General features: G+C 63.9%; 21 protein-coding genes. 18 read left to right on the top strand and 3 right to left on the bottom strand.

Translation table 11 applies throughout. The annotated features are described in order from the left end of the window. The first annotated feature begins 21 nt into the window (after window positions 1-21). The 9 genes from ACSYDV_RS01805 (at window position 22) to ACSYDV_RS01765 (ending at window position 14,401) form a co-directional block, all read left to right on the top strand. The gene (locus ACSYDV_RS01805; protein ID WP_438322027.1) at window positions 22-2,391 is read left to right on the top strand and encodes a TonB-dependent receptor plug domain-containing protein; all 2,370 of its coding nucleotides are present in this window, start codon (window positions 22-24) and stop codon (window positions 2,389-2,391) included. Window positions 2,392-2,756: 365 nt separating this feature from the next. Beyond that, the gene (locus ACSYDV_RS01800) at window positions 2,757-5,093 is read left to right on the top strand and encodes a TonB-dependent receptor (RefSeq protein ID WP_438322026.1); all 2,337 of its coding nucleotides are present in this window, start codon (window positions 2,757-2,759) and stop codon (window positions 5,091-5,093) included. Window positions 5,094-5,146: 53 nt separating this feature from the next. Next, window positions 5,147-6,907, top strand: coding sequence for an LVIVD repeat-containing protein (locus ACSYDV_RS01795; protein WP_438322025.1), 1,761 nt, complete (start codon window positions 5,147-5,149; stop codon window positions 6,905-6,907). Between the two features lie 23 nt (window positions 6,908-6,930). Beyond that, window positions 6,931-7,845, top strand: coding sequence for a hypothetical protein (locus ACSYDV_RS01790; protein ID WP_438322024.1), 915 nt, complete (start codon window positions 6,931-6,933; stop codon window positions 7,843-7,845). Window positions 7,846-7,866: 21 nt separating this feature from the next. Further along, window positions 7,867-8,550 (top strand): fumarylacetoacetate hydrolase family protein, encoded by a 684-nt coding sequence (locus tag ACSYDV_RS01785; protein WP_438322023.1) that lies wholly within the window; start codon window positions 7,867-7,869, stop codon window positions 8,548-8,550. A 113-nt stretch (window positions 8,551-8,663) separates the two neighbouring features. Next, complete coding sequence (locus ACSYDV_RS01780) at window positions 8,664-10,292, top strand: thiamine pyrophosphate-binding protein (RefSeq protein ID WP_438322022.1); 1,629 nt, start codon at window positions 8,664-8,666, stop codon at window positions 10,290-10,292. Beyond that, a complete protein-coding gene (locus ACSYDV_RS01775) occupies window positions 10,289-11,731 on the top strand; it encodes an aldehyde dehydrogenase family protein (protein WP_438322021.1) in 1,443 nt (480 codons plus the stop codon). Before ACSYDV_RS01780 ends, ACSYDV_RS01775 begins: the two co-directional genes overlap by 4 nt. Continuing rightward, window positions 11,721-12,992 (top strand): kynureninase, encoded by a 1,272-nt coding sequence (gene kynU / locus ACSYDV_RS01770; protein WP_438322020.1) that lies wholly within the window; start codon window positions 11,721-11,723, stop codon window positions 12,990-12,992. Before ACSYDV_RS01775 ends, kynU begins: the two co-directional genes overlap by 11 nt. Window positions 12,993-13,015: 23 nt before the next feature. After that, on the top strand, window positions 13,016-14,401 hold the full coding sequence (locus ACSYDV_RS01765) for an amino acid permease (protein WP_438322019.1): 1,386 nt from the start codon (window positions 13,016-13,018) through the stop codon (window positions 14,399-14,401). On the opposite strand, the gene ACSYDV_RS01760 is transcribed toward ACSYDV_RS01765, so the two are convergent. Then, complete coding sequence (locus tag ACSYDV_RS01760; protein WP_438322018.1) at window positions 14,398-15,345, bottom strand: LysR family transcriptional regulator; 948 nt, start codon at window positions 15,343-15,345, stop codon at window positions 14,398-14,400. The two genes, ACSYDV_RS01765 and ACSYDV_RS01760, sit on opposite strands and share 4 nt — an antisense overlap. Before the next feature lie 185 nt (window positions 15,346-15,530). Here ACSYDV_RS01760 and ACSYDV_RS01755 point away from each other — a divergent pair, with 185 nt between their 5' ends. Beyond that, window positions 15,531-16,523 carry an amidohydrolase family protein gene (locus tag ACSYDV_RS01755; protein ID WP_438322017.1) on the top strand — a complete coding sequence of 331 codons (993 nt, stop codon included), beginning with the start codon at window positions 15,531-15,533 and terminating at the stop codon, window positions 16,521-16,523. A 279-nt stretch (window positions 16,524-16,802) separates the two neighbouring features. On the opposite strand, the gene ACSYDV_RS01750 is transcribed toward ACSYDV_RS01755, so the two are convergent. Beyond that, on the bottom strand, window positions 16,803-17,249 hold the full coding sequence (locus tag ACSYDV_RS01750) for a VOC family protein (RefSeq protein WP_438322016.1): 447 nt from the start codon (window positions 17,247-17,249) through the stop codon (window positions 16,803-16,805). A gap of 25 nt (window positions 17,250-17,274) precedes the next feature. Continuing rightward, a complete protein-coding gene (locus ACSYDV_RS01745) occupies window positions 17,275-18,078 on the bottom strand; it encodes an aspartate dehydrogenase (protein WP_438322015.1) in 804 nt (267 codons plus the stop codon). A gap of 184 nt (window positions 18,079-18,262) precedes the next feature. On the opposite strand from ACSYDV_RS01745, the gene ACSYDV_RS01740 reads away from it, so the two are divergent. From ACSYDV_RS01740 to ACSYDV_RS01705, 8 genes are read left to right on the top strand one after another with little or no spacing between them, the layout of a single operon-like run. After that, the gene (locus ACSYDV_RS01740; RefSeq protein WP_438322014.1) at window positions 18,263-19,090 is read left to right on the top strand and encodes a sulfite exporter TauE/SafE family protein; all 828 of its coding nucleotides are present in this window, start codon (window positions 18,263-18,265) and stop codon (window positions 19,088-19,090) included. A gap of 6 nt (window positions 19,091-19,096) precedes the next feature. Further along, window positions 19,097-20,152, top strand: a complete 1,056-nt coding sequence (locus tag ACSYDV_RS01735) for a fumarylacetoacetate hydrolase family protein (protein WP_438322013.1) — start codon at window positions 19,097-19,099, stop codon at window positions 20,150-20,152. A 2-nt stretch (window positions 20,153-20,154) separates the two neighbouring features. Beyond that, entirely contained in the window at window positions 20,155-21,198 is a 1,044-nt protein-coding gene (locus tag ACSYDV_RS01730) for an ABC transporter substrate-binding protein (protein WP_438322012.1), read from the top strand. Then, entirely contained in the window at window positions 21,195-21,752 is a 558-nt protein-coding gene (locus tag ACSYDV_RS01725) for a VOC family protein (protein WP_438322011.1), read from the top strand. The genes ACSYDV_RS01730 and ACSYDV_RS01725 overlap by 4 nt, the downstream gene beginning before the upstream one ends. Next, entirely contained in the window at window positions 21,749-22,504 is a 756-nt protein-coding gene (locus ACSYDV_RS01720; protein WP_438322010.1) for an ABC transporter permease, read from the top strand. Before ACSYDV_RS01725 ends, ACSYDV_RS01720 begins: the two co-directional genes overlap by 4 nt. Further along, a complete protein-coding gene (locus ACSYDV_RS01715) occupies window positions 22,501-23,250 on the top strand; it encodes an ABC transporter ATP-binding protein (RefSeq protein WP_438322009.1) in 750 nt (249 codons plus the stop codon). Before ACSYDV_RS01720 ends, ACSYDV_RS01715 begins: the two co-directional genes overlap by 4 nt. Next, window positions 23,250-24,077 (top strand): alpha/beta fold hydrolase, encoded by an 828-nt coding sequence (locus ACSYDV_RS01710; protein WP_438322008.1) that lies wholly within the window; start codon window positions 23,250-23,252, stop codon window positions 24,075-24,077. Before ACSYDV_RS01715 ends, ACSYDV_RS01710 begins: the two co-directional genes overlap by 1 nt. Continuing rightward, a complete protein-coding gene (locus ACSYDV_RS01705) occupies window positions 24,074-25,552 on the top strand; it encodes a 2-hydroxymuconic semialdehyde dehydrogenase (RefSeq protein WP_438322007.1) in 1,479 nt (492 codons plus the stop codon). Before ACSYDV_RS01710 ends, ACSYDV_RS01705 begins: the two co-directional genes overlap by 4 nt. The last annotated feature ends 6 nt before the right edge of the window (window positions 25,553-25,558 follow it).

Here is a 25,558-nt window from a genome sequence, read left to right as displayed (position 1 = left end):
CAGACCAGGAGGACTCCCCCCATGCTTCGTTCCACGATTGTCACCACAAGCCTGATCGCCATTGCGGCCTTCGCCGTATCGCCCGCCTTTGCGCAGGATGGCGCCGATGCGACCGCCACCGATGCCGGGCAGGGTGATGAAATCATCGTCACCGGGACGCGCGCCGAGGGGCGATCGCGGCTCGATTCGCCTGCGCCCGTCGATGTGCTGGGCGGCGAAACGCTTCGCCGGCAGGGCTCGACCGAGCTGGGGCAGGCACTTTCGACCGTCGCGCCGTCGATCGATTTCAAGCGTTCTTCTGCGGTCGACGGGACCGATGCGATCCGGCCCGCGACGCTTCGCGGCCTGTCGCCCGACCAGACTCTGGTGCTGATCAACGGCACGCGCGGCCACACGTCGGCGCTGCTGAACGTCAATGGTTCGGTCGGACGCGGTTCGGCCGCCGTCGACCTCAACACCATTCCGACGGTCGCGCTCGATCGCATCGAGGTGCTGCGCGACGGCGCCTCGGCCCAATATGGCTCCGATGCGATTGCCGGCGTGATCAATCTGCGGCTGCGCGAGGCGCGCTCGGGTGGCGGGGTATCGGCGACCTACGGCTTTTACGCGACCGATTTCGACCCCGCGCGGGGTGGCCGCAGCGTCACTGGAGAGCCGGTTCTGACCGTGTCGGGCTGGCAAGGCATCGGCTTCGGCAATGACGGCTTCCTCACCATCTCGGGCGAATATGTCGATCGCAAGCCGACCAGCCGCGGCGGCAATGATCCCCGCGTCACCCCGACGCGCGTCACCAGCCGCTTCGGCGATCCCGAAACCGAGCAGGCGACGGTCTTTGCGAACGCAGGCGTCGGCGTCGGCGATGCATTCCAGCTCTATGGCTGGGTGGGCTATCAGGACCGCGACAGCAAAAGTGCCGCTTTCCCGCGCTTGGCTGCTGCCGCTGCCACCGGGGGCGTGGGCGGCATTTGGCCCGACGGCTTCCTGCCGCTGATCAACACAAAATCGCGCAACCTGACGAGCGCGGTCGGCCTGCGCGGCGATGTCGGCGAATGGGGGGTCGACCTGAACCTCAGCTACGGCCGCAATCGCATCGCATTCAACACGCTCGATTCGGCCAACTACAGCCTTGGCAATGCGTCCCCGACCGAATTTTACGACGGGGCAGTAACCTATGACCAGTGGGTCGCGGGGCTCGACGTCACGCGTCGCTTTGACGTCTTTGAATCGCTCAACCTCGCTTTCGGGGCCGAATGGCGCCGCGAGGGCTACAAGATTGCACCGGGCGAGCCGGCTTCCTATGAGAATGGCGGGGCGCAGGGTTTTCCGGGGTTCGCACCCCGCAACAGCGTCAAGGCCGACCGGCGTAACATCAGCGCCTATCTCGACCTCGAAGCGGAAATCACCCCGCAATTCCTGGTGGCCGTTGCCGGACGGGTCGAGGATTATTCCGATTTCGGCTCGACCGCGAACGGAAAGCTCTCGCTGCGCTATGACGTGACCGACTGGCTGGCGCTGCGCGGTACCGCCTCGACCGGTTTCCGCGCGCCGTCGCTCCAGCAGCAATATTATACGTCGATCACGTCGGTGGTCGACAGCGGCAATATCCTGCTGACCGGTCATTTCCCGTCGATCGACCCCACGGGCGTGGCGCTCGGCGGCTTGCCGCTTGAACCCGAAAAATCGACCAACTTTTCGCTGGGCGGCGTAATCCGGACGGGTGGATTCAGCCTGACGGTCGACGCCTATCAGATCAAGCTGCGCAACCAGATCGCGCTGTCCGAGAATATTCCGGCGACGGCGCCGGGCGTCGGGGCGATCCTCAATCCGCTCAACGTCCAGGCGGCGCGCTTCTTCATCAACGGCCTGCGTTCGACCACGCGCGGTATCGACGTCGTCGCCAATTATCGTGCACGTCCCGAAGGACTGGGAACGCTCGACTTCACGCTCGCGGCCAATTTCAACGATGTCGATGTGACCCGCGTTCCGACCTCGACGGCCACGCTGAATCCTGCACCGACATTGTTCGGCCGCAACCGGATCGTCTCGCTTGAGCAGGGGACGCCGGGCGAAAAAATCACCGGCGCGATCGACTGGTCGGGCGATGTTCTGGGGGCGACGCTGCGCGCAACCTATTATGGCAATGTCATTCAGCCGGGCAGCGTAGCAGCCAACGACATCCCGACCGGCAAGCATGTCATTACCGACCTAGAGTTCCGCTATCAGCCGGCAACGGGCGGGCAATTCGCCATCGGGGCAAGCAATTTGTTCGACGTCTATCCCGATGCGACCATCGAGCGCCTGAACAACAATGGCGTGGTGGGCTTTCCCTATTACTCGCCCTTCGGGTTCAATGGCCGTTACCTCTATGCGCGTGTCGGCCTGAGCTGGTAACGCCCATGCGCCCATAGCGGGCCTTTGCCCGGCGTTCGGGTCCTCAAGGACCTGGACGCCGGGCTTATGCGATCAACCTTGTCCAGATGATTCGGACGATGCGCTTCGCGCGCGACGCAGCCGTCATATTCGAATAGGGGCCTCCCCGGTGCAGGGGACGGGTCCGATGTCAGATATAGCCAAATATGAATATCTGATAATCCATAATCTATTATATAGATATATGAATGCCGTTATTGTCCAGACGGCAAATCAATCAGGCCAAGGCGACCGCTTTCCCATACGAGGATAAGGCTCGCCGGCCGATGGGGAGTGGGACAATGGGATTAAACGGGAACTTGCGCCGGGCGCTACTGGCAACCGCAGTGCTTCATGCCATGCCGGGTGCGGCATTGGCGCAATCGGCGCCCACCGACGCCGCCGGCGTTTCGTCGAACGACGAGATTGTGGTGACGGCACGCAAGCGCGAGGAAAGCCTTCAGGATGTGCCGATTTCGGTGCAGGCGTTCAGCAGCGCCGCGCTAGAACAGGCGGGCATCAAGGATTTTTCGGAAATCGCCTATCGCGTCCCCGGCCTCAAGCTCAGCGCCGAGCGGGCGGTTGATACCGAGCTTTTCATTCGCGGCATCGGATCGGATATTCAGGGCGCCGGCGCCGACGGAGCGGTCGGCATCTTCGTCGACGGCGCCTATATGTCCCGCGGAACCGGGTCGCTGCTCGACCTTTATGATCTGGAGCGCGTCGAAGTGCTCAAGGGGCCGCAGGCGCTGCGGTTCGGCAAGAGCGTCGTCGGCGGCCTCATCAACTATGTGACCAAACGGCCGGGCGATGAATTCGAAGGGCGCTTCGAGGCGACTTATGGCAATTACGACAAGCTTGACGTCGCCGCGTCGGTGCGCGGCCCGGTGTCGGACACGCTGGGTCTCGGGCTCGTCGTCAGTTCGAAGATGCACGACGGCTATGCAAAAAATACCCGCGGGGGCGACGAGGAAGACCAGAATACGCAATCGGTGCGCGGACAGCTTCGCTGGCAGCCGAGCGCGACGCTCGATATCAATTTGTCGGCAGACTATACGCGGCACCGCGACGGCGCGCGCTGGGTCGACGTCATCGTTCCGGGCGACAGCAATGAGGTGACGTTCAACAGCTTCTTCGCACCGCCGATCGCCAGCCTGCCGGGCTTTGTCCTGCCGGACCGAAACGCGCCGTTCCGGAACGCGAAGCGCCGTGAGGGCGCGCATAATTTCACCGGCTATCAAAATTCGGACATGTATGGCCTCACGGGTTCGGTCGATTGGGAGGTGAGCGACAGCCTCAGCGTCGCGCTGCAGACCGCTTGGCGCGATTCATCGCTGACCGCGCGTGAAGATGGCGGGGGCATGTTCTTCGATTTCGCGATCGACCCTGCGACCAATGCGCCCGATATCACCCCGGCGATGCTCGCGGGGCTCGATACCTATCTCGCGACCGTCCCCGACAGCTATTTCGACAGCGGCAAGGGAGAGGATGTGAAGCAATTCTCGCAGGAAGTGCGGCTGCGCTGGGACAATGGCGGCGCGCTCCGGCTGGAAGGCGGCGTCTATTATCTGCGCGAGAAAATCCGCCGTGCCGAGGATGTGAACTTCCTGTTCGCCGATTTTCAGGCGATCACCGAATTCGCCTTTGCTATGGAATTCGGCGGGACGCCGGCATCGCCCTTCCCCGGTTCCAATCACACGGTCACCACGTCGAACAACGACAATATCGGTATCTTTGGCGAAGTCAGCTATGACCTGTCCGACCAGCTCACGTTCGAGGCGGGGCTGCGCTATGCCTATGACCGCAAGAATTATTCGAACAATCGCTCGGGCGAATCCTTCGAAGGCGCGCCGGTCAATTTCACCGTGTCGGACAAGCGCAGCTGGGACGCGTGGCTGCCCAGCGCGACCTTGCGGTTCGAGCCGAATGACGATGTGACGCTCTATGCGCGCTATGCAAAGGGGTACAAGCCCGGCGGCTGGACCGGCGAAGATGCGAATACCCCCGAAGAGGCGCTGGTGTCGTTCGAGCCGGAGACTGCGGACAGTTTCGAACTGGGCGCCAAGGTGGCGTTGGCCAACCGCCGCATCTTCATCAATGCGGCGGGTTATTACACGCTTTACGACAATCTCCAGACCAACCAGTTCCTGTCGCCCGGACCGGGGCTGCCGCCCGACAATTTCGTGTTCAATGCGGAAAATGGCACGCGGGCCTATGGTCTCGAACTCGATATTCAGGCGCGCATCACCGACACGTTCAGCATTTCGGGCAATTATGCCTATTCACGGTGCAATTTTACCGGCGAACTGATCATCGACGACGAGGGGACCGATCTCGACGGCAACACCTGCCGCCGGACACCGAAGCACGCGTTCGGGATTTCGGCCAATCTCGACCAGCCGATCAGCGACAGCATCGTGCTGACCGCTGGCAGCGATTTCCAGTACACCGGCGCCAATTTCTATGACAATCCGAACACGCCGATCCTGAAATTCGATTCCGAAATCCTGCTCAATGCGCGGATCGGCGTGCGCGATGCCGACAGCAAATGGGAACTGTCGGCGTGGGCGAAAAACCTGACCAACGAGCTGAACTACACCAGCAAGCTCGACCTGTTCGGGACGATTTACGGCACATATATTCCGCCGCGCACCTATGGCGTGACGGCCCGGTTCCGCTTTTAAGGGCGGGGCATGGGCCGCCCGATTTGCGCACATCGAGACTAAGGGGATCGCCAATGAAACGCAGCTTCAGGATCACGGCGGGCGCCGCGGCGGTTGCCGCCGCCCTGCTTCACGCGGCCTTGCTGACCGCCGCGAGCGGCGGGGAAGGCGGGCATGATGCGGGGCCGATCAACGTCGTCGATCCGTGGCTGAAGGCCTGGCAGGATTTGACCCCTGAAAACCCCCCGGCGCCGCCGGCGCCGGAGGTCGATTATGGCATGGACCCGGCGACCGGTGCCTTCCGCCATCCGGTCGCGACGCCGCTGACCACCCAGGCGCCCGCCTTTCCGGGTCAGCTCGATCATTGGGACCAGAACAGCTACGCGAAGAATGTCGATGTCGTTGCTTTCTACCCCGCGGTGACGTCGCCATGGCATGCGTGGGCGAGCGTCGTCGACTTTGACGGCAAGCGTTATCTCTATACCCACGACCGCGACTATTTGCGGATCATGGACGTCACCGACCCGCGCAAGGCAAAGATCGTCTGGTCGCAGGGCGGGGTCTGGAACGCGAAAGGGTCGAGCGAGGATTGGGATGCTTCGGCCGTCACCGATTATTTCGGCGGGGTCACCATTGCGTGGAACAAAAAGCTACAGCGCAATATACTTATCGCGTCTTACGAGATCGGCCGCTTCGGTCTGATGGACGACAAAAGGAGCCAGCCCGACAAGGTCGAAGCACAGCGTCAATATAATTCCTTGAAGGGCTTCAAGGTCTTCGTGATGGATGGCCCGACGCCCGACAAATGGAAACTGATCGCGACGCGGACGACCGACATCAAACATCCCGACGCGCCGATCGGCGAGCAGCAGGGATCGGGCGTGCTCGACGCGGTGACCTGGTGGGGCGGCAAATATATGCTGCTCTCGGCGGCGCCGGACGACAGCTACAGCCTGACCGAATATCCCGATTATCTCTATTCGCCCGGCTATCAGGTCTGGGACATGGCCGACCCGGCAAACCCGAAGTTCGTTTCGCAAATTACGGTGCCGGGGCAGGTGCTTGGCGACAAGGCCAGCGAGGCGGCCTATCTCGCCAATCCGCGCGCGGGCAACCGGACGAGCTGGATGGGATCGCGCAACCCGATCGTGTTGACGAAGCCGGTGGAGCAGGGCGGCAAGGTCGGCTTCGGCGGCATGGGCGGCCTCGGCTTCTATACCTTCGACCTCAGTGATCCGGCAGAGCCGAAGACGTTGGGCCACCTCAGCGTGCCGCCGAGCTATGCCGGGACCGAGTTCGACAATGTCGACGTCAGCCAGTACGATCGCACCGGTTTCGTCTTCTCGAACGGTTATCCGATGAACGAGAATTGTTACGAGCCGTTCAAGGATATTTATTCGATCGACGTGCGCGATCCGGCCAACCCGCGGGTCGCAGCGAAATTCCCGCGTCCGACGCCGCCGCCCGGTGCATCCTTCACCGATTTCTGCCAGCGTCGCGGCAGCTTCGGGCCGAAGCGGTCGGGCGGGCTGGGACAGCCCGAGGGCGGCCGGCAGGGGCTTGCAGTCTATGCCTTTTACAACGCCGGTATCCAGATTTTCGACGTGAAAGATCCGGCGAAGCCGACGATCGCGGGCTATTTCGTCCCGCGTTTTCCGACCGACAAGGAACTGCCCGACTATACGTTCGGCAATTCGACCTTCGCGGTCTTCACCGAATATGACCGCAACATCATCTGGGCCTTCTCGGTCAACGGTGTGTACGCGTTGTCGTCCCCTTTGCTTGGCAAACCGCGCCTGAGCGCGCCGACAAAGGTCTGGCCCGAACGGCGCTAGGCCCATCTTGAAGGACTGAAAACATGCATGAATGGCAGATTGCGCTGGCGGGGGCCCTGCTCCTCGCCGGATGCTCGAACGCGCCCGCGAAAAAGGCGACGGAAAAACTGGCCGAGCCTGCCGGAGCCAATATTCTTCATATCAGCTGGGGCGGGATTGCCGAGGCCGATCGCGATGAAGCGAAGCGGCATTGGTCGACCTGGACGATCAATCTCGTCGATGGCGGATCGGCCTATGGCTGGCTGTCGCCGAAGGACATCGCCTTTCCCCACACGCTGAACTTTGAACTCGCGGGCACTGGCAAGGTGCGCGCGGTCGCGATCGACAGCCGGTTCGAACCGGTGGTGCGCGAAGACGGGTCGATGTCGCAGACCGCCGAAGGCTCGCCGGTGCGGCGCTTTGCCCTGCTCGGGTCGACCACCGGGGCTGAGGGACCGTTTGAAACATTGGTTGAAGGCGAAGCGAAGGCTGACGCGCAGACGATCGTGAATTTGCCCAAGGAGGCTCAGGCACGCTGGCTGCGGCTGCGCGTCGACAGCAATTGGGCGGGCGGCGGGGCGACGCGCCTGTCGGACCTCGCGGTCATTGGTGAACTCGATCAGCGCGGCGCTGCGGGCGCGGCCGATGTCAGCGGCGTCTATTCCCATGAATATGGCCCGATCGCATTGCGGCAAAAGGGACAGGATATATGGGGCTGTTACAACGATGGCCTTGGCACGCTGCGCGGTACGATCTTTGGACGGATCATGCGGCTGTCGTGGTTCTCGAAGGAAGAGGGCAGTATCGGTGCGGCAACGCTGGTCGCCGCGAACGGCAAGCTCTATGGCTTCTGGTATCAGCCGGAAGACAAGATGGGCAGCCCGTGGAACGCGACCCGCGAAAAGGGGCTGGAAGGCGCCGATGGCAAATGCCAGGCCGCGCTCTATCCGCCGGCCTGATCGGAAGATCGAAAGGATGATATGACCGACATGTTTACCGTCGCCCAACCCAGCGTTGAAATCGCGGGCAGCGATCATCGTTTTCCCGTTCGGCGCATCTTCTGCGTCGGCAAGAATTACGCCGATCATGCCCGCGAGATGGGCGGCGATCCCGAACGCGAGCCGCCCTTCTTCTTCTCGAAGCCCGCCGATGCGGTGGTTGCGGGCACGGCCGACATCGCCATGCCGCCGCGCACCGCCAATCTGCATCACGAGATCGAGCTGGTGGTCGCGATCGGCAAGGGCGGTGCGAACATCGCTCTCGACGATGCGGCGGCGTCGGTGTTCGGATATGCGGTCGGTAACGACCTGACCCGCCGCGATCTGCAGGCCGATGCCAAGGCGGGCGGGCGCCCGTGGGATATGGCGAAGGGCTTCGATCGCAGCGCGGTGCTGTCGGCGATCCGGCCTGCGGCCGACATCGGCCACCCCTCGGCGGCCCGCATCTGGCTGTCGGTCAATGGCGCGATACGTCAGGACGGCGATATCGCCGACATGATCTGGCCGGTCGCCGACATCATCGCCGAACTGTCGACCTATGTCGAACTGCGGCCCGGCGATCTGATCTATACCGGCACCCCGGCAGGCGTCGGGCGCATCGCGCCGGGCGATCTTGTCGAAGGCGGAATCGACGGCATCGGGACGATCGCCAACCATTTCGTCTGACCCGTTCTTCTATAACGCGAACGATATATCGCGGCGGCTATTTGATATTATTTGTTTATGGCGGACGGGCTTAGGCCGGTCGCAGCAGATAGCCTTTGATGAAGGATTCATGGATGAAATCGACCAATGTTGCCCGCAATGTCATTGCGGCGCTTCGCGATATGGGGGTGCGCCATGTCTTTGGCGTACCGAGCGGCGGCTGGGTCGATTATATGGAGGCGATCCGTACCACCGACGGCATTGATTTCGTGCTGGCAAGTCATGAGGGCGGCGCGGGTTTCATGGCGGATATCTGCGGGCGGCTGACCGGAGTGCCGGGGGTTTGTTTCGGCACCTTCGGTCCCGGCGCGACCAATCTCGCGACCGGAGTGGGCGGGGCGACGCTCGATCGCTCGCCGATGATCGCGCTGACCGATGAAATGCCCGCCGCGCTGCGCGGCCGGACGGTGCAGATGGGGATCGACCATCAGGCCCTCTTCGCGCCCCTGACCAAGGCGACGACGCGGATCGAGCCCGATACCGTCGTCGAGACGCTGGCCGAGGCGGCGCGGATTGCGCTGTCGGGCCGTCCAGGCGCGGTGCATGTCGGCCTGCCGCAGGGGATGAGCGCGGTCGCGGTCGATGCGGCGCAAATCGGTCCGATCGCGGCCGATCCGGTTCCTGCGCCAGCCGCCGCCGATATCGAGGCGCTGCTCGCCGCCTTCACCGCCGCCGAAAAGCCGGTGCTGGCGATCGGGCTGGGCGCGGTCCATGCCGGCGTGCAGGATCGCATCGCGGCGCTCGCCGAACGTTTCGGCCTGCCGGTGCTGCTGACCCCGATGGCAAAGGGAATGGTTGCGGAGACACATCCCAATTATGCGGGCGTTCTTTTTCATGCACTGTCCGATCTGGTTGGGCAGACGCATGCCGAGGCCGATCTGGTCGTCGCTGTCGGTTATGACCCGATCGAGTTCAACTTCGAGGGCTGGATGCGCGACGGGCTTGCGCTCGCCAATATCGATATCGTCGCTGCCGACATCGACCGCGCGGTACATCCCGTCGCGGCCGAGGTGGTCGGCGCCATCGCTCCCGCCCTCGATGGGCTGCTTGCGCTTCCTGCCGCGCCCAAGGGCTGGGACCTCGCGGCTCTCGCAGCGCGCAAGGCGGACATGTTCGCGCAGCTGGCCGGCGGCAACGGTCCCTTCGGACCGCGCGCCGCGCTCGATGTGCTGCGCGACTTGCTGCCGGACGATGGCATCATGACCTGCGACGTCGGCGCGCATACGCATCTGATCGGCCAGCATTGGCGCACCCCGGCGCTGGGAACACAGATCATGACCAATGGCTGGTCGGCGATGGGCTTCGGTCTTCCCGCCGCGATCGCGGCAAAGCTCTGCCGCCCCGATACCCCAGTCTGCTGCGTGCTTGGCGACGGCGGTTTCCTGATGACCGCGGGCGAACTGGCGACCGCGGTGCGCGAGAAGCTGCGCATGGTGATCGTCATCTTCACCGACAATGATCTCGCGTTGATCCGCATCAAGCAGGAAAAGAAATCGAACCCCATTTATGGCACACCGGTGCGCGCCGAGGGGACGATTGGCGGTCCGTCGCTGTTCGGTGTTCCGGTGACGGTCGCGCGCGACCCCGCCGAGTTCCGCGCAGCGTTGGAGGCCGGCTTCGCCGCCGATGGGCCGGTGATTGTCGAGGCGCTGCTCGACAGCCGCGAATATGACACGCTCGTTCTGCGCAAGGACAAGCCGTGATCCATGTCCCGTTCGACGCCGGCCGGTCGGTGCTGATCGGCGGGCGCTGGGAGGGGGGCTCCGCGACGATGGCCGTGACCAATCCCTTCTCGGGCGAGGCGCTGGGCGAGGTGGTGTGCGCCGACGCGTCTCATGTCGAACGCGCGGTCGCGAGCGCGCTGACCGGCGCCGCAGCGATGGCCGAGCTGTCGACGGGAGAGCGTGCGGGCATCCTGCACCGTGCCGCCTCAGCGTTGGAAGGCGAGGCGAGCCGCTTTGCCGCCGCAATCACCGCCGAAACCGGAAAGCCGATCCGCTCCGCAACGCGGGAGGTTGCGCGCGCGGTCAACACGCTGCGCTTGTCGGCGGAAGAAGCGACGCGGCTCGCGGGCGAAACCATCGCTTTCGACAGCTTTCCGGGCGGCGAAGCGCGCTCGGGCTATTATCTGCACGAGCCGCTGGGCGTGATCGCAGCGATCACCCCGTTCAACGATCCGCTGAATCTGGTGTGTCATAAGCTCGGCCCCGCTTTTGCCGCGGGAAATGCGGTGGTGCTGAAGCCCGCCGAACAGGCGCCGCTCGTCGCGATCATGCTTGCGCGGCTGATGCTTGCGGCGGGGCTGCCCGACGGCGCGCTCAATCTTCTGACCGGATGCGGGCGCGATTTCGGCGATGCGCTCACCGGCCATGACGATGTCGCGATGGTGAGCTTTACCGGCGGCGCCAACGTCGGGCAGGCGATTTGCCGTCGGGCGGGGATCAAGCGCGTCGCGATGGAATTGGGCGGCAACGGCCCGGTGATCGTGATGGACGACGCCGACATCGCCAAGGCGGCACAGGCCTGTGCCGAGGGGGCCTTCGGTGCAGCGGGACAGAATTGTATCGGAGTGCAGCGTGTTTATGTTCAGGTTGGTGTCCATGACCGGTTCCGCGATGCGCTGGTTGCGGCGACCCATGCCTTGCGCGTCGGCGATCCGATGGACCCGGCGACTGACATCGGTCCGATGATCTGTCCGGAGCAGGCCGAGCGGATCGTCGCGTGGACGCGCGAGGCGGTTGCGCAGGGAGCAACGTTGCTGACCGGCGGCGAGCGCGCGGGCACGCTGGTCCGGCCGACCTTGCTGGCCGACGTTCCGGAGAATGCGCGCGTCGCTTGCCACGAAGCCTTTGGCCCGGTGGCGAGCCTGTTTCGCTTCACCGACCTCGACGAGGCCATCGACGCCGCCAATCGCGCCGACTACGCGATCCACGCCGCGATCTTCACCGAATCGCTCCGCCATGCGCGCCACGCCGCGCGGCGGCTGCGCGTTGCCGGGGTGATGATCAATGATTCGACCGATTACCGCCTTGATGCCATGCCTTTCGGCGGGGCCGGGCGGGGCAATATGGGACGCGAGGGCGTGCGCTTTGCGGTACGCGAAATGTCCCAGACGAAAGTAGTATGCTTCCATGACGCATGATGTGACCGCGATAAACATCCCTGAAACTCCCGACCGCGCCTGGTGCGAGGCGATGGATCGCAGCGACCCGCTGGCGCCGCTGCGCGAGCAGTTCGTGCTGCCCGACGGGATGATCTATCTCGACGGCAATTCGCTCGGCGCGATGCCCAAAGCGGCGAGCGCCCGCGCGCTCGATGTGGTCACCCGCGAATGGGGCGCCGACCTGATCAAGAGCTGGAACAGTGCCGGCTGGTTCGACCTGCCAGTGCGGCTGGGCGACAAGCTCGCGCCGCTCATCGGCGCCGGGGTGGGCGAGGTCATTGTCTGCGATTCGACCAGCCAGAATCTGTTCAAGGTCTTGTCGGCGGCTGTCGCGATGCGCCCCGATCGAAGCGTGCTGATTCTGGAAGGCAGCAATTTCCCGACCAACAATTATATCGCCGAAGGCGTCGCGGCCGCGACCGGTGGGCGCGTCACGGTGCGCCTGTGCGAGAAGGATGCGATTGCCGACGCGATCGACGACGACACGATCGCCGTCGCGATCACTCATGTTCATTACAAGAGCGGACATGTCCACGACATGGCGGCGATCACCGCGCGCGCGCAGGCGGCGGGCGCGCTTGCGATCTGGGACCTGTGCCACAGCGCGGGCGCGATGCCGATCGACCTCAATGGCTGCAATGCCGATTTCGCGGTCGGTTGCACCTATAAATATCTGAACGGCGGTCCCGGTTCGCCCGCGTTCCTGTTCGTCGCGGCGCGGCATCAGGACGCGGCGCATCAGCCGGTGACGGGCTGGTGGGGGCATGCGGCGCCCTTCGCCTTCGAACCCGGATATCGGCCGCAAGCGGGGCTGCGCCAGTTTCTGATCGGCACCCAGCCGATCCTGTCGATGGCGCTGGTGGAAATCGGGCTCGATATTCACCTGTCGGCCGACATGGCGGCGATCCGTGCCAAGTCGATGGCGCTGACCGATCTTTTCATCCGCCGCGTCGAGCAGCGTTGTGCCGGCCATGGTTTCACGCTTGCATCGCCGCGCGATGCCGCGGCGCGCGGCAGTCAGGTTTCCTTTGCCCATGCCGACGGCTATCCGATCATGCGCGCGCTGATCGCCGCCGGCGTGATCGGCGATTTTCGTGCGCCCGACACGGTTCGTTTCGGCTTCACCCCGCTCTATGTCGGCTATGCCGACGTCTGGGACGCGGTCGAACGGCTGGGAGCGATCATGGACGGCGATATCTGGAAACACCCCGAGCATCAGGCGCGCGAAGCGGTCACTTGAGCGAAGGGCGAGAGGGAATGGCGATGGACGAACAAGCCTATCTGGACCGTGAGGCGGGCCTCGAACGCGGGCTGACCAAGGCGCAGATCACGATGATCGGCCTTGGCGGCGCGATCGGCACCGGCCTGTTCATGGGATCGGGAATCGCGATCGGCTATGCGGGGCCCGCCGTCCTCATCAGCTTTGCCATCGCGGCGCTAATCGCGGTGATCATGGTGTTCAGCCTGTCCGAAATGGCGGTCGTCCACCCGACCGCAGGATCGTTCGGCACCTATGCCGAAATCTACCTCGGCCCGATGATGGGCTTCATCGTCCGCTATACTTACTGGATTCAGCAGGTGTTGCTGATCGGCAGCGAAGCGGTCGCGGTCGGTATCTATATGAGCTGGTGGTATCCCGATACGCCGGTGTGGATGTGGGCGATCGGCAGCGCAGCGGTCGTCGTCTGGGTGAACACGCGCGCGGTGCATAATTTCGGATCGGTCGAATATTGGCTGACCGTGATCAAGGTGTCGGCGATCATCGGTTTCATCATCGTCGGGCTCAGTCGTATTTTCGGCGTCGTCGGCGATCCCATTGGCCTCCACAATGTCACCGGCCTGGCCGGCGGTTTCCTGCCCAATGGCTTTTCGGGCGTCTGGATGGCGGTGTTGATGGCGCTGTTTTCCTTCATGGGGCTGGAGTTTGTCGTCGGCACGGCGAGCGAGGCGAAAGATCCGAAGACCGCGATCCCTGCGGCGCTGCGCACCATGGCGGCGCGCCTTTTCATCTTCTACATCCTCGCGCTGTTCATCATCGTCGCCTTCATGCCGTGGACCGAGACGGGGGCAAAGGTCGTCACCGAAAGCCCGTTCGTGAAAATGTTCGCAAGCGCAGGGATCCCCTATGCGGCGGGTATCATGAACTTCGTCGTCGCCTCGGCGGCGCTGTCGGCGATGAACACCAGCATCTATCTCGGCTCGCGCATGCTCTTTTCGCTCGCGCGCGGGGGATATGCGCCGCGCGCCTTTGGCGAACTCAATGCGCAAAAGGTGCCGATGCGCGCGACGATCGTCACCGGCGTCGGCATAATTGCCGCCGCTTCGGTGTCGATCCTGACCCCGCTCGCCTATAATTATCTGTTCGGGATCGTGCTGTTCGGCGGGCTTTTGGTGTGGAGCACCATATTGGTCAGCCATCTTCGCTTTCGCCGCCATCATCATGGCGCGGACCTGCCGGTGCGGATGCCCTTTTTTCCCTATGCCCAGATATTGGGACTGGTGCTGCTGGCTGCGATTACGGTGACGATGGCGCTCGATACCGACTTTTGGCAGACGGCGGTGATGGCCGGCGTGCCGTGGCTGATCGTCATTGCATCGGCCTATTTCATATGGCGCCGCGTTTCGCGCGGATCAACCGCCGCCGGCTAATCCTGCTCCATCTCGCTGCGGATTTCAGCCGCTATTTCATGGATGACGCCCATGAAATAGCGGACGGCGGCCGACATCTCTACATTCGCGTGGGTCGTCGCCCCGATGCGTGAGTTGGCGCCCTCAAGCGCCACCGGAAGCGCGACCAGTCCGGCCTGACCGATGCCGACCTGGTGCGGCATGGCGGCGAGCATGTCGGTGCTCTTCAGCAGCGCATGATTGGTCAGGATCGAAACCGATTCGATCACGTCGCGCGGTGGTTCCAGCCCTTCGTGGCGAAAGGCATGGTCGATCTGGCGGCGCAGCGAGGTTTGCGTCGGCGGCATGACCCAAGGCTGATCGACGAGATCGGCAAGGGTCAGCCTGTCCTTCCGCGCCAGCGGGTGATCTTCGCGGACCATGATCGACACGGTATCGAGATAGAGTATTTCCTGCGTCAGGCCTTCGCGCTCGCGATATTCGGGCAGGCGCCCCAGCACGACGTCGATGTCGCCGGTGCGGAGGGCGGGCATCAGCCTGTCGATCGTCCCTTCGGCAACCGTCACCGCGATGCCCGGTCGCTGTTCGCGCAGGCGTGCAAGCGCGCGGGGCAGGAGCGACGTCGATGCCGCGAGCAATGTTCCGACATGGACGCGGCCCGACAGTCCCTCTTCGAGCGACTGAAGTTCCTCGCCCGCATGGCGCAGCTGGGTCAGGATCAGCTTGGCATGTTTGATCATCACCTTGCCGAAATCGGTCGGCGTCACCCCGCGCGAGGATCGATCGAAGAGCTGGACGCCCAAGGCATCCTCAAGCTCCTTGATGCTCTTGGTCGCCGCCGGCTGTGCGATATTCAGCGCCTGCGATCCTTTCAGCACCGTGCCTTCGTCGGCGATCGCGGTGAGCAGGCGCAACTGGCGCAGCTTCAGGCGGCCGAGCAGGAAATTTTCGTGAAATTTTGGCATGATGCTCCCCCGTCCTCGTTGGGCAAGGTATAACCTTTTTATAATAGCGAGGGCAAGTCTCGGGATTATTGTTGATAGCTGACCCCGGTTACTCAACCTCATGGTCCACGCGCCAAAACCGGCTGTGGGCATGACGATTGGACAGGGGTGCGGCGAAAGTCATGACAATAGAGGCTTCACAGCAAATGGCTGTCATCGACATGCACAGCCATTTCTTCCCCGCAATGGATGCTGCCTATCGCGCGCGGGCGGAGGCCGACGACCTGCCGTGGCTTCGCGACGCGGGGAACGGAAAAGGCTTTATCATGCAGGGCGGGAAAGAGTTTCGCCCTGTCGAGGATATTCTCTGGGATCCGGCGCGGCGGGTCGAGGCGCTCGACGAACAGGGTATCGACCTGCAAATCCTTTGCGCGACGCCGATCATGTTCGGCTACAGCCGTCCGGCGGCGGACGCGCTCGACAGCGCCCGGCGCTTCAACGATGCAGCGCTGGCGTTTTGCGCTCACGCCCCGCACCGGATGAAGGCGCTGGCGCAGGTGCCGTTGCAGGATATCGACATGTCGTGCGCCGAGGTCAGCCGCGCGATGGCGACCGGCCATCTTGGCGTCCAGATCGGCAACCATATGGGGCTGCGCAATCTGGACGACGAAGGGATTTTGACGTTCCTCACCCATTGCGCCGATGTCGGCGCCGCGGTGCTGATCCATCCTTGGGACATGATGGCGCGCGAGCGCATGCCCAAATATATGCTGCCCTGGCTGGTCGCGATGCCGGCGGAAACGCAGCTTTCGATCCTGTCGCTGATCCTGTCGGGCGCGTTCGAGCGCCTGCCGAAAAATCTGCGCATCTGTTTCGGCCATGGCGGCGGCAGCTTTGCCTTTCTGCTCGGCCGGGTCGAAAATGCCTGGAGGCACCGCGACATTGTGCGCGTCGATTGCCCGCAGCCGCCATCGACCTATGTCGACCGCTTTTTCGTCGATTCAGCGGTGTTCGATCCGCGCGCGCTCAGCCTGTTGATCGACGTGATGGGCGAGGATCGTGTCCTGCTCGGATCCGATCATCCTTTCCCGCTGGGCGAGCAGGACATCGGCGCGCTGGTGCGCGGGCATGGCGGATTGTCGGGCGCACAGAAGGCGAAGATATTGAGCGGCAATGCGAAGGCGTTTCTGAACCTGTAGCCATGGTTGACGGTTTGGGGCGGGGCGGACGTTTTTCACCTTCGTCATCACGGGCTTGACCCGGGGCTCGCCTTCCTCCCGCTCGATCTTGCAAAGGCAAGGCAGGTCCCGGGTCAAGCCCGGGGTGACGAGGAAGTGGACGACCGCGTCGGGTCGTTCGCGGCCATTCCCATTCGAAACCCACAACCTGCGCAACCGATTGTCGCCACATGGTCGCCAAATCAAAAGGCCGCCGGAGCAGGATGCTCTGGCGGCCTTTTGATTTAGAGGGTGGAAAGATTAAGCCGCCGGCGGATTGCCCTTATAGCTTTCGGTGCCCGCCCAGCCGCGCTCGGACACGTCGACCATCACGCTTTCGGGACCAGTCATCTTGTACTCGGCATTGTCCTTGGCGGGGTTTTTACCGAGGCCCTGTGCCAGATTGACGTCGTGGCGCGGAGCATAGCCCGAATTTTCGAAGCGTTCGACAACCGCGTTGATGTCGTCGCACTGGAAGCCGATGTGGTGCAGACCCGTATAGCCCTCGGGAAACTCCATGCCCGCGGCGGGGCGGTTTTTGAAGCAGAGCAACGCGATATTGATGTGGCCGTCGGTCACATAATATCCGCGCGCGTTGCGGCTGTCGATTTTGCCGGCGAGGGTCCAGCCGAGGACGTCGGTGAAAAAGCCGACCGAATTGTCGGGGTCGGCGGATGCGATCGCCACATGGCGCAGGCGGGTGGTCATGGATCTTGGCCTTTCTTTAAGGGAGTCAGGTTCCGATGCGGATCGGGCTGACGAGGTCATTGAGCGCGGCGACGATGCTTTGCGCGGTAATCCGGCCGGTGCCGGGATTCTCGTCGGTCGGGATATTCTCGATGATGAGTTCGAGCCGCGCGCTGTCGGAATCGACGACGATGCGGTGGGTGTTGCGTGTCAGCTCGGGGTCAGCCCAGATTTCGAGCCGCGTCCGTTCGGGTCCGACGCCCGCCATGCCCAGCGCCGCAGCGACATTGACGTTGGCGGGAAAGGCGAGGGCGCCTTCGCGGGCGCTGCCTTCGAAAATCTTCAGCGGTTCGGTCAGAGCCGACAGGTCGATGTTGTTGCGGACGACATGCTCGGCCTTGACCAGCGACTTGACGGGTTTGCGGGTCACCATCGTCACCGAATGGGTGGTGCCGATCGCCGCCGCGCGCACCGCGTCGAGCCCGAGGAGCGCGCCGGTCGCGAGGATGATGCGCCCGCCATGCGAGCGAGCGAGGTCGGCCGCTTCGGGCCATTGCATCAGCGCCGCGCCGCTGACGGTGACCAGCGTTTTGCCTGCGCGCAAAGTGGCCTCGGCGATATCGCGGAACGCAGCAGTCGGTGCGCAGTCGACGACGACGTCGGACGCCGCGACGAGCCCGGCGGTGTCGACGATCGGGACGGGGACGCGTAGCCGCGCCATCGCGGTTTCGGCGCGCCCGCGGTCGCCGGCGGACACCGCCGCCAGCGTCAGCGGCAATTCGCTTGCTTCGATATGGCGCGCGACAACGCGGCCGATGGTGCCGAACCCGGCTATGCCCACTTTGATCATGTCTGCGGCGCTAAAGCGTCGCTGTTATATGCGATAATATCGTTTGGCCGCTTTGCTATCCCCGAAAACATATAGAAGGTGCGATCTGCGAGGTTATATGTTTTTGGTTATATAAAGGCCAAGTTTCTATCTTTGACTGCATATCGACGGACCCGCAATATCGGCGCTGATTTTGGGGGAGCCGATGGACGAATTTTGGAACCATGACCTGCTGACGCTGACAGCGATGATGCTGCTGACCGGCGCGGTCGGCGGCGTGATTGCCGGGATGCTCGGCGTCGGCGGCGGGATTGTGATCGTGCCGGTGCTCGACCTTGTGCTGGCGGCGATGGACGTCGATTCCTCGGTGCGGATGCATGTCGCGGTGGCGACGTCGCTGGCGACGATCATCCCGACGGCCATCTCCTCCTCGCGCGCGCACAATGCCAAGGGCGCGGTTGATCACGATCAGTTGAAGCGCTGGGGCGTGGCGATCTTCCTCGGGGCGATCGCCGGGGTGCTGCTTGCCAGCCATGTGACCGGCGATGTGCTGTCGGCGGTGTTCGGCATTGTCGCGCTGCTGGTTGCGATCAAGATGCTGTTGCCGCTCGAGGGCAGGCATCTCGCCGAGGCGATCCCGAACGGCCCTGCGGGGCAGCTGATCCCTTTCACCATCGGCGGGGTTTCGAGCATGATGGGGATTGGCGGCGGGACGCTCAGCGTGCCGATCATGACCCTGTTCAATTTCCCGATCCACCGCGCGGTCGGGACGGCGGCGCTGTTCGGCCTGCTGATCAGCGCGCCGGCGACCGTTGCGTTCGTCGTCGCCGGCTGGAACGTCGAAGATCTGCCGCCAGGCAGCCTTGGCTATGTCAATCTGATCGGACTCGCGATCATCGCGCCGGTCTCCTATTTCACCGCGCCGTGGGGCGCACGCATCGCGCATGCGCTGTCGAAACGGCAGCTCGCTATCCTGTTCGGGCTGTTCCTGGCGGTGGTCGCGGCGCGGATGCTGATCCGGGCCTTTGGCTGAGATGCCATGTCCGATGCACCCACCTCACCCGCCGGAGACATGCTCGACCGCCGTACCGCGATCGCGCGGATCGGCGCCGGCCTTGCGCTCGGTCTGGCCGCGCCAGCCCATGCCGGCATTTTTCAGAAGGATGTTCGACCTATGACCTGGTTTGCTCTTGCCACCCGCGCCAGCCCCGAAGGGCTGCGCCCGACGATCAAGGTGGGCGACGCTTTCCACGATCTGCACGATGCCGCAGCCACGCACGGTTTTTCGGCGGTCGCGGGCGATGTCACCGCAATCATTCGCGATTGGGAGGCGCGGCGCGAAGGGTTGTTCGGGCTTGCCCGTGCGCTGGCAGGCGCCTCGGGCACCGCCATCGCGGCGCCGGCGCTCCAGACGCCGTTCGAGCCCCGTCGCATCTTCGGCGCGGCATCGAATTTCATCGAACATGCCGAGGAGATGCAGACCAAGCTCGCCGCGAAGGCGGACAGCGAGCCCTATATCTTCCTCAAGACCGTCGAGAGCGTGGTTGGACCGGGCGAGACAGTGGTCGTACCGGCGCAGGTGTCGCGCCCCGACTGGGAGGTCGAACTGGGGGTCGTGCTGGGCCGCGAGGGCAAGGATGTCGCGGTCGATGCGGCGCACGACATGATTGCGGGCTATACGATCGTCAACGACGTCTCGGCGCGCGATCGCACGCGGCGCACCGACTTTCCCTTCTCGCACGACTGGTTCCGCGGCAAGAGCTTCGACAGCTTCACCCCGCTTGGCCCCGTTTTCGTGCCGCGCGATTGCCTGGGCGATCCGCACGCCATCCGTCTGGGCCTCAACGTCAATGGTGAAGCGATGCAGGACGGCAATACGTCCGAGATGATCTTCAACATCTATGAGCAGATCGCCTATCTCTCGACGATCCTGCGGCTGCGTCCCGGCGATGTGATTGCGTCGGGTACTCCCGATGGGGTTGGCATGGGGCGCGGCGTCTTCCTGAAAGACGGCGATGTGATGACCGCATGGGTCGAAGGAGTTGGTGAACTCGTCAATCCCGTGTCGGCGCCGCATCTGCCGCGGGGGGCGTGAAGATGGCCGTCTTCAGCCGCAAAGCGCTCGTCGCCCCGGTCCTTGTCGTTGCGGCGATCGCCGGGGTCACTTTGTGGAGCATGTCCGGAGGCGGTGCGGCGCCCAAGGCCGCGCAGCAGGAGGCCGCGCGCACCGTCCGGTTCAACATGGCGTGGCTGCCGCAGGGCAGCATGGCGGGCATCTTCGTTGCGATGGACAAGGGCTATTTTGCCGACGCCGGGCTCAACGTCGAACCGGTGCGTGGCTTCGGCGGCATCCGCACCGCGAACGAGCTCGATCAGGGGATGTTCGAATTCGCTTATGTCGATCCGCTGTCGGTCGCGCTCAACCGCGCGAAGGGCGGCGCGGTGCGGATGGTCGGCGGCATCAACATGCGGCTGCCTGCCGGAGCCTGCTTCGTCAAGGAACGGCACAAGATTTCGAAGCCCGCCGATCTGGCCGGGCTGCGCTTCGGTGCCGGGCAGTCCTCGGCGGTTCAGACGCTGCTCCCCGCGTGGCTGAAAGGCAATGGCGTCGATCCGGCGCGCGTCGAACAGATTCAGCTCGACCCCGCGATCGTCGTCTCCTCGCTCGTCGAGGGCCGGATCGACGCGGCCGAATGCTGGCTCGGCAATTCGCTGGCCCTGTTCGACAAGGCGGCGAAGGCGAAGGGGGTGACGATCGGGCGGATCGCCTATGCCGATTACGGGCTCGACGTATATGGCAGCGGCTTTGCGACGCGCGACGCGCTGATCGAGAAAGATCCCGAAGTCGTCCGTGCCTTCCTTGCTGCCGCCTATCGCGGCTATGCCGATATGGCGCGCGACCCGAAAGCGGCGCTGGTTACGATCCGCAAACATTATCCGCTGCTCGACGAGGCGGTAACCGAACGGCAAATCCGCGAGACGGCCGAGTTGATGGCGGCCGAAGGCGGCTCGCTCCGGCTCAAGCCCGAAAAAATCGAGCGCACCGTCACCACCTTGCAGGCGAGCGGCCAGCTCAAAGGTTTCGACCAGTCGGCATCGCTGTTCACCAACGACTTCGTTCCTGCGGGGAAGCAGCCATGACCGATCCCGCCGCCTATCGTCCGCGCCCGACCCGGCTTGGCCATCTCGTCCTCAAGGTACGCGACATCGACCGCTCACTGGCCTTTTATACCGAAATCGTTGGGCTCGAAGTCTCGGACTGGATCGACCATCATATGGTCTTCCTGCGTGCGGGCGAGGATCATCACGATCTGGCGCTGCTCCAGCTTCCGCCGGGGCACAGCGCGATCCCCGAGGGGCATTATCCGGCGGTCGAGCATTTTTCCTATCGCCTCGAAACGCTGGAGGAGATGGAACAGGTCGCGGCGATGCTGGTTGCACGCGGCGTTCCCATCGACCGCGGGATCGGCAAGCACGGTCCCGGGGCGAACAGCTTCCTCGTGTTTCGCGATCCCGACGGAAACAATGTCGAATTTTATACCGATATGACGCGGATCGACGCCGACCATCCCTATGCGCCGTCGGTGTGGGACGGAAAGCAGCTGGAAACCTTCGATCGCTGGAACCTCGAGCATTTCCTCGTTCCGCCGCCGGCGCGCATCCAGGCGCTGATCGACCGGGAGGAAAGCCAATGAGCGCGTCGCTGTTCAGCCGCGACACGGCGATCAGTGTCGGCTTTTTCCTGGTTCTGGGGCTGGCATGGGAGTTTGGCGTCCGCTGGTCGGGGGTCCAGTCCTATCTGTTGCCGCCTCCGAGCGCGATCGCGGCCGAGCTGTGGCAATCGCGCGGTCCGATCCTGTCGCAGAGCCTCGTCACGCTGGCCGAAGTGTTCTGGGGTTTCATTATCGCGGTCGTGCTGGGCGTGCCGATCGCGGCGCTGATCTATTTCTCGCGCACCGCGAAACGCACCGTCTATCCGCTGTTCGTCGCGTTGCAGAGCATCCCCAAGATCGGGCTCGCGCCGCTGATCGTCGTCTGGTTCGGTTACGGGCTGACGTCGAAGCTGATCATGGCGTTTCTTTTCGCCTTTTTCCCGATCATCATCTCGACCCTCGGCGGACTTGCGAGCACCCCGGCGCATCTCGAGGAACATTTCCGCGCGCTGCGTGCGACGCCGATGCAAAGCTTCTGGCGGCTGCGCGTACCGGCGGCGCTGCCGAGCTTCCTCGACGGTTGCAAGGTTGCGATGCCGCTTGCGGTCATCGGCGCGGTGGTCGGCGAATTTGTCGGCTCGAACGACGGGCTGGGCAATCTCATCCTGACCGCGTCAGGTTCGGGGCACACGACCTTGACCTTTGCGGCGCTGATCGCGGTGACATTGCTGTCGCTCCTTCTTTTCTACGGCGTCGCCTATTGGGAACGCTTCATCTGGTGGCGGGCGGCATGAGCGTAGTGATCTCCATGGCCGGTGCCGGCAAGGCGTTCGACGGCCGCAAGGTGCTGGATAAAGTCAGCGCGGATATTGGCGCAGCCGAATTTGTGTCGGTGCTAGGCCCCTCGGGTTGCGGCAAGAGTACGCTTTTGCGTCTGATCGCGGGCCTGATCCCTTTTGAGGAGGGGAGCATCCGGTTCAACGATAAAGAGGTGGTCGCGCCGACGGCAGATATGGGCTTTGTTTTTCAGACGTCGAACCTGCTGCCGTGGCTCAACGTCCGCGATAATCTGATGCTGGGCGTCGATCTTGACCCGGCATCGGAGCGTCCCGACGCGGCCGCCTTCGCCGATCTTGTGGAAACATTGGGGCTGACAGGGTTCGAGGCGAGCCATCCGCACCAGCTTTCCGGCGGAATGCGGCACCGCGTCGCGATCGGTCAGGCGCTGGCGCGCAACCCGCAGGTCTTGTTGATGGACGAACCCTTCGGGGCGCTCGACGCGCTGACGCGCGACCGGCTCAACATGGAATTGCTGCGCATCTGGCAGCGCGACCGCAAGACGGTAGTGCTCGTCACGCACAGCATTTCAGAAGCGGTGCTGCTGTCCGACCGGGTGCTGGTGATGTCGGAGCGGCCCGGGACGATCGTCGAGGATGTCCGCATCGACCTGCCACGCCCGCGCGACCCCAGCGTCACGCGCGAGGATCCGGCGTTCGGCGACTATGTCGTCCGGCTCAGCAAATTAATGGGAGTGGCATGATGGAAAGCGGGGTCGTGGCGACCGAAGGCGCCCAAATCTATTATCAGTCGCACGGTCAGGGACCGGCGGTGGTGTTGGCGCACGGGATCGGGGGCAATCACGCCATCTGGTATCGCCAGATCGATGCGCTGGCGCGGTCGAACCGTGTCATCCTGTTCGATCATCGCGGCTTCGGCTTGTCGCGCGACCTCGACGGGCGCGGGCGCGATGCCTTTGTCGATGATCTGGCGGCGCTGCTCGACCATCTGGGCGAGGAAAAGGTCGCGCTGGTCGGCCAGTCGATGGGCGCGGGGACATGTATCGGTTTTGCGCATCGCGCGCCCGAACGGGTGGCGGCGCTCGCCATCTGCGACAGCCTGCACGGCATAACCGAAAATGACGCCGTGAAGGCGATTATGGATGCGGCGCGTGCGGAAGCGGGGGCGTTGGACCAGATCGAACGCGTGCTCGGCACCGGAGCGCCGCGCGAGCTGGCGATGCTCTATTCGCAGATTGCGAGCTTCAACGCGGTCGATCGCCATAGCCTGACGGGCCGTTTCGAGGCGCGAGCGGCCACCGAGCTTGGAGGAAAAGGCTTTCCAATCCTTTTCCTTTGCGGGGTCGACGATGTGATTTTTCCGATCGAGGCGGTGCGGATCGTTCAGGCTGACGTCGCGGGATCGTTCCTCGTCGAGGTCAATGAGGTGGGTCATTCGGCCTTCCTCGAGGCGCCGGTGCAGTTCAACGATACGCTGCTTTCGCTGCTCCAGATGGCCGGTCATGTCGGCAAGGGCGGGGCGATGCACAGCAATACGGCGGGATATGTAAAGGTCGGGGACGACGCATGACGACGACCAGCTATCCTTTCGCTGCGCGCGAAATCCGGAATTATGTCGATGGCGCATTCGTCGCAACGGGCGCGCATTTCGATAATGTGAACCCGGTGACGGGCGAGGTTGCGGCGCGCGTGTCGCTCGCCGACCGCGCGCTAGTCGACCGGGCAGTCGCGGCGGGACGCCGTGCGCTGAAGGGGCCGTGGGGCAAGATGTCGCAGGCCGAGCGGTGCAAGCTGCTCGTCCGCGTCGCCGAAGGGATCGAGGCGCGCTTCGACGAATTTGCGGCGGCCGAGATCGCCGATACCGGCAAGTCGCTGCATCAGGCGCGGACGATCGATATTCCGCGCGGTGCCGCGAATTTCCGGGCTTTCGCCGCGCTGGCCGAGGCGCGCGCGATGCCGAGTTTCCGCACCGATCTTCCCGACGGACGCAGCGCGATCAACTATGCCATCGCCCGCCCGCTCGGCGTCGTCGCGATCATTTCGCCGTGGAACCTGCCGCTGTTGCTGATGACGTGGAAGATCGCGCCCGCGCTCGCCTGCGGCAATGTCGTCGTCGTGAAGCCCAGCGAGGAAACGCCGTCGACCGCGACTTTGCTTGCCGAGGTGATGGACGCCGCGGGGGTGCCGCCCGGCGTGTTCAACCTCGTCCATGGTTTCGGCGCGGACTCCACCGGCGAGTGGCTGACCGCCAATCCCGATATCGACGCAATCACCTTCACCGGCGAGTCCGCGACCGGCGGCGCGATCATGCGCGTCGCGGCGGCGGGGGTGAAGCCGGTGTCGTTCGAACTTGGCGGCAAAAATGCCGCGCTGGTCTTCGCCGACTGCGACTTCGACGAGGCGGTGGCGGGAACGGTGCGTTCGGTCTTTTCCAACTGCGGGCAGGTGTGTCTGTGCACCGAGCGCGTCTATGTCGAGCGGCCGATCTTCGACCGCTTCGTCGCGGCGCTCGCCGAACGCGCCGAGGCGCTGACGGTCGGCGATCCCTGGTCGGGTGCCGATATGGGGCCGCTGATTTCGCACGGCCATCGCGAGAAGGTGTTGGGCTATTATGCTCTTGCGCGCGAAGAAGGTGCGACGGTGGTGACCGGCGGCGGGGTGCCCGAACTGGGCGGCTCGCTCGACAAGGGCGCCTTCGTCCAGCCGACGATATTGACCGGCCTTGGCGAGAATGCGCGCTGCGTGCGCGAGGAGATTTTCGGTCCTGTCTGTCACATCGCCCCCTTCGATCGTGAGGAGGAGGTGATCGAAATGGCGAATGACAGCGCCTATGGCCTTGCGGCGGCGATCTGGACGCGCGACGTCGGGCGGGCGCACCGCGTCGCGGCGCAGATGGAAACGGGCATCGTCTGGGTCAATGAATGGTTCCTGCGCGACCTGCGCACGCCGTTCGGCGGGATGAAATTGTCGGGCATCGGGCGCGAGGGCGGCGAACATTCGCTGGGCTTCTATTCGGAGCCGACCAATATCTGTGTGAAACTGTAGGAAAGA

It is taken from the genome of Sphingopyxis selenitireducens (assembly GCF_051550705.1).
GTDB lineage: Bacteria > Pseudomonadota > Alphaproteobacteria > Sphingomonadales > Sphingomonadaceae > Sphingopyxis.
The sequence above is the reverse complement of the archived record's forward strand: the minus strand, read 5'-3'. Positions and strand labels throughout refer to the sequence as shown.

Bases quoted from the DNA above. Each gene is read 5' to 3' on its own strand.
- ACSYDV_RS01715 (WP_438322009.1), top strand. From the start codon at position 22,501: ATGAGCGTAGTGATCTCCATGGCCGGTGCCGGCAAGGCGTTCGACGGC.
- ACSYDV_RS01805 (WP_438322027.1), top strand. From the start codon at position 22: ATGCTTCGTTCCACGATTGTCACCACAAGCCTGATCGCCATTGCGGCC.
- ACSYDV_RS01750 (WP_438322016.1), bottom strand. From the start codon at position 17,249: ATGACCACCCGCCTGCGCCATGTGGCGATCGCATCCGCCGACCCCGAC.
- ACSYDV_RS01765 (WP_438322019.1), top strand. From the start codon at position 13,016: ATGGACGAACAAGCCTATCTGGACCGTGAGGCGGGCCTCGAACGCGGG.
- ACSYDV_RS01780 (WP_438322022.1), top strand. From the start codon at position 8,664: ATGAAATCGACCAATGTTGCCCGCAATGTCATTGCGGCGCTTCGCGAT.
- ACSYDV_RS01755 (WP_438322017.1), top strand. From the start codon at position 15,531: ATGGCTGTCATCGACATGCACAGCCATTTCTTCCCCGCAATGGATGCT.
- ACSYDV_RS01790 (WP_438322024.1), top strand. From the start codon at position 6,931: ATGCATGAATGGCAGATTGCGCTGGCGGGGGCCCTGCTCCTCGCCGGA.
- ACSYDV_RS01725 (WP_438322011.1), top strand. From the start codon at position 21,195: ATGACCGATCCCGCCGCCTATCGTCCGCGCCCGACCCGGCTTGGCCAT.
- kynU (WP_438322020.1), top strand. From the start codon at position 11,721: ATGACGCATGATGTGACCGCGATAAACATCCCTGAAACTCCCGACCGC.
- ACSYDV_RS01730 (WP_438322012.1), top strand. From the start codon at position 20,155: ATGGCCGTCTTCAGCCGCAAAGCGCTCGTCGCCCCGGTCCTTGTCGTT.
- ACSYDV_RS01760 (WP_438322018.1), bottom strand. From the start codon at position 15,345: ATGCCAAAATTTCACGAAAATTTCCTGCTCGGCCGCCTGAAGCTGCGC.
- ACSYDV_RS01720 (WP_438322010.1), top strand. From the start codon at position 21,749: ATGAGCGCGTCGCTGTTCAGCCGCGACACGGCGATCAGTGTCGGCTTT.
- ACSYDV_RS01785 (WP_438322023.1), top strand. From the start codon at position 7,867: ATGACCGACATGTTTACCGTCGCCCAACCCAGCGTTGAAATCGCGGGC.
- ACSYDV_RS01705 (WP_438322007.1), top strand. From the start codon at position 24,074: ATGACGACGACCAGCTATCCTTTCGCTGCGCGCGAAATCCGGAATTAT.
- ACSYDV_RS01795 (WP_438322025.1), top strand. From the start codon at position 5,147: ATGAAACGCAGCTTCAGGATCACGGCGGGCGCCGCGGCGGTTGCCGCC.
- ACSYDV_RS01740 (WP_438322014.1), top strand. From the start codon at position 18,263: ATGGACGAATTTTGGAACCATGACCTGCTGACGCTGACAGCGATGATG.
- ACSYDV_RS01745 (WP_438322015.1), bottom strand. From the start codon at position 18,078: ATGATCAAAGTGGGCATAGCCGGGTTCGGCACCATCGGCCGCGTTGTC.
- ACSYDV_RS01735 (WP_438322013.1), top strand. From the start codon at position 19,097: ATGTCCGATGCACCCACCTCACCCGCCGGAGACATGCTCGACCGCCGT.
- ACSYDV_RS01710 (WP_438322008.1), top strand. From the start codon at position 23,250: ATGGAAAGCGGGGTCGTGGCGACCGAAGGCGCCCAAATCTATTATCAG.